Raw genomic sequence first — 3539 nt, 5'->3', positions numbered from 1 at the left:
GATACTGGCAGGCGCCGAGCTTGATCGCCTCGACAGCGGTGGCGATGCTTGCAAAGCCGGTCAACACGACGATCCGCATTTCAGGATCGTGCTCGTGCAGCGCCCTGACGCATTCCAGGCCCGAGCCGCTGGCGAGCTTGAGATCGACGACGGCATATTGGAAGGCAACGGTGCCGATCAGCGCATGCACGCCGTCGACGCTCCGGCAGCTATGCGTTTCGTAGTCACGCCGTTCGAAAGACCGGCGCAGTGCGTTGGCAAAGGCGATGTCGTCCTCGACGATCAACAGCGTGCGTTTAGTCGGCATTGTGCCCTCGCGGAGACAGAGCAGCCAGCGGCAGATGCAACGTAACCGAAGCTCCCCCCTCGGTTCTATTTCTTACGGTGACGGTACCCCCCAGCTTGCGGATGACATTGACGACCAGAAACAGGCCGAGCCCGCTACCTGGCCGGTTCTTGGTCGACGTGTAGGGCTTGCCGAATTCTGCAAGCATGGCTTCTTCAAATCCCGGTCCCGCGTCGACAACTTCGACGATGAGATCGTCCGCGTGGCGGCTGACGATCAACCCGACCCATAGAGGCGACGCTTCAAGTGCGTTGTCCAGTACATTGAACATCACCTGTTTGAGCGCGGGATCGGAAACGATCTCCTGGTTGGCGCCGAAACGCTTGGTGTATTCGAAGCCTTGCGGCAGCCGTATCGATTTCCATTCGGCCACCAGCTCCGCCAGGAAGGCGTCGACGGAGGTGCGAACCGTGCCTTCGCCACGCAATTCGCCCGACGACATCAGGATTCCCGAAACGATCTTCTTGCAACGGTCCAACTGGCCCTGCATCTCCCGGATTTCCTGCGCCAGATCCGGATCGGCCTCGAGAGCCGGCATGCGCTGCCAGTCGTTGAGGATGACGGAAAGCGTGGCCAGCGGCGTGCCAAGCTCATGCGCGGCACCGGAGGCGAGCAGGCCCATCCTGACGATGTGAGCCTCCTCCGCCGACTGCTGGCGCAAATCCGCAAGATGGGCGTCGCGGGTGCGGATGTTGTTCTGGACCCTGGTGATGAACAGCACCAGAAGCGTTGCCGCCAGGACGAAACAGATGAACATGCCCTGGATGTGCAGGCTGAACAGCCCGGCACCGTGTGCAGCGGGCAGGCTGATCTCACGGTAGAAGGTGGTCAGCGCGATGAAGCACGTGCTTGCAATGAAGACAAGCGCCCAGACCGACCATGTCTCCAGCAGCACCGCGCCCAGGATGACCTGGAGCAAGTAAAGCGAAATGAAGGGATTGGACGCGCCGCCGCTCAGGTAAAGCTGGACCGTCAACGCGGTGACGTCGAGCAGCAGCCCAAGAAACAGCTCGGTGTTGGTGATCGCGTCCTGGCTGCTGTTCCGGCGCAGGCTGGCGACATTGAGAGCGATCAGCAGCAGGATCACCACCGCCATCGGCACCAGCGGCAGGCCGATGCCAAGCGCGTAGCGGACGAACAGGATCGTCACGATCTGACCACCGACCGCGATCCAGCGCAGTTGGATCAGAAGCAGGAAATTCTGTTTGTTGGTCTTGTCGTGCAGAGTCATTGGGCCGGGAGGTCCCCAGCCCTGGCCAAGCAGGTCACTCAAGCGGGCGTCCGATCCAGGCGCTGGTTGAGCCTCAGCGCAAGCAACGTGCATAGCGCTCCCGACAACAGATAGGCGCCTGACGAGATCAGCCCGAAATGGGCGGACAGGAACAGGGCGACAATGGGGGCAAAGCCGGCGCCGAACAGCCAGGCGAGGTCCGAGGTCAGCGCAGCACCTGTATAGCGGTAGGTCTTTGAAAAATTCGAGGCGAGTGCTCCTGAAGACTGGCCGAACGACAGGCCGAGCAGGACGAAGCCCAAGACCATGAAGACGGACTCTCCGACGAAGCCGCCATCGAGCAGCTGTGGCGCGAAACCGCTGAACACGGAGATGGCCACCGCCGAGCCTCCGAGCAAGGGCCAGCGTCCGACCCGGTCGGCGACGAAGCCCGAGATCGCGATTGCCGCCAGGCCGAAGAAGGCTCCGATCGTCTCGATGACCAGGAACCGTGCTGGTCCCTCGCGCGTGAACAGGAAGATCCAGGACAGAGGAAACACCGTCACCATGTGGAACAGGGCGAAGCTCGCCAGCGGCGCGAAGGCGCCGAGCACGACAGTGCGCCCTTCGGCGCGCAACGTCTCGCGGACGGAAGTCGGCTCCAGTTCCTGGCCTTCGAACAGTTTGGTGTATTCCGGCGTCACCACGATGCGCAGCCGTGCGAACAGGGCGACGACATTGATGGCGAAGGCGACGAAGAACGGGTAGCGCCAGCCCCAGCTGAAGAAGTCTTCGGCCGACAGGTTGCCGACGAAATATGCAAACAGGGCGCTGGCAACGATGAGCCCGAGTGGTGCGCCCAGCTGCGGGATCATCGCATACCAGCCGCGGCGCTTTTCGGGCGCATTCAACGCCAGCAGCGAGGCAAGTCCGTCCCATGTCCCGCCCAGCGCCAGTCCCTGACCGATCCGGAACATGGCCAGCAGCCAGGCCGAAGCCTGGCCGATCTGGTCGTAACCGGGCACGAAGGCGATCGACACAGTCGAGGTCCCCAGCAGGAACAGCGCGATGGTGAGCTTGGCGCTGCGGCCGTAGGCGCGGTCGAGCGCGGTGAAGATCGCCGTCCCGATCGGCCGCGCGATGAAGGCAAGCGCGAAGATGGCGAAGGAGTAGAGCGTGCCGGTCAACGGGTCGGCATAAGGAAATACGAGCTTCGGAAAAACGATGACGGAAGCGATCGCGTAGACGAAGAAGTCGAAGAATTCCGACGTCCTGCCGATGATGACGCCAACGGCGATTTCGCCGGGCTTCACCTCATGATGCCGCGCGTTGATCCGTCTTGCGTCGGCTTCGATCTTCGAAGTTGGGCTCACAGCACTCTCCGTTGCCCCGCCGCGGTCTCATACGATCGCTTGCCATGTGCGCGGGCCAGGTGCTTTGATGACGCCTGCCGCGTCATTGCGGCATTGGACAAATTGTCCAATGCCTTCATTGTCGCGGTACGGTTAGCACTGGGGGGAACAACCGACAGGTCATACATTGAGCCGTCTCCGTACCCTTTTCCTGCTGCCCCTGCTGGCATCGCTCGGCTCCTGCAGCATGGTCGTCATGAACCCTGCCGGCGACGTCGCCGCGCAGCAGCGCGACCTGCTGATGGTGTCCACGGCACTGATGCTGATCGTCATCATACCGGTCATGGCTCTCACCATATTCTTTGCCTGGCGATACCGCCAGTCCAACCGCGAGGCGCGCTACGAGCCGGATTGGGACCACTCGACCCACCTCGAACTCGTCATTTGGGCTGTGCCGCTTCTGATCATAATCTGCCTGGGCGCAGTGACCTGGATGGGCACCCATCTGCTCGACCCCTATCGCCCGATCGGACGTGTAGCGGCCGGCAAGCCGCTGCCGCCGGACGTGCGCCCGCTTGAGGTCGAGGTCGTCGCGCTCGACTGGAAATGGCTGTTCATCTATCCGCAGTAC

Annotated in this window: 2 protein-coding genes and 2 pseudogenes (1 of these 4 running past the window's edge); 1 reads left to right on the top strand and 3 read right to left on the bottom strand. The window is 62.3% G+C overall.

Annotation, left to right across the window (positions count from 1 at the left end):
- The 3 genes and pseudogenes from EOC06_RS21045 to EOC06_RS21035 form a co-directional block, all read right to left on the bottom strand.
- Window positions 1–307 (bottom strand): annotated as a pseudogene (locus EOC06_RS21045) (response regulator transcription factor) (it extends 228 nt beyond the left edge of the window).
- Window positions 297–1619, bottom strand: a complete 1323-nt coding sequence (locus EOC06_RS21040; RefSeq protein ID WP_128308692.1) for an ATP-binding protein — start codon at window positions 1617–1619, stop codon at window positions 297–299. The pseudogene EOC06_RS21045 and the gene EOC06_RS21040 overlap by 11 nt, the downstream one beginning before the upstream one ends.
- Window positions 1616–2929 carry an MFS transporter gene (locus tag EOC06_RS21035; protein WP_128308691.1) on the bottom strand — a complete coding sequence of 438 codons (1314 nt, stop codon included), beginning with the start codon at window positions 2927–2929 and terminating at the stop codon, window positions 1616–1618. The genes EOC06_RS21040 and EOC06_RS21035 overlap by 4 nt, the downstream gene beginning before the upstream one ends.
- A gap of 166 nt (window positions 2930–3095) precedes the next feature.
- Between EOC06_RS21035 and EOC06_RS21030 the strand changes: the two are divergent.
- Window positions 3096–3539, top strand: a pseudogene (locus tag EOC06_RS21030) (ubiquinol oxidase subunit II); the annotation flags it as partial.

The organism is Mesorhizobium sp. M7A.F.Ca.MR.362.00.0.0, assembly GCF_004023175.1.
Classification (GTDB): Bacteria; Pseudomonadota; Alphaproteobacteria; order Rhizobiales; family Rhizobiaceae; genus Mesorhizobium.
The sequence above is the reverse complement of the archived record's forward strand: the minus strand, read 5'-3'. Positions and strand labels throughout refer to the sequence as shown.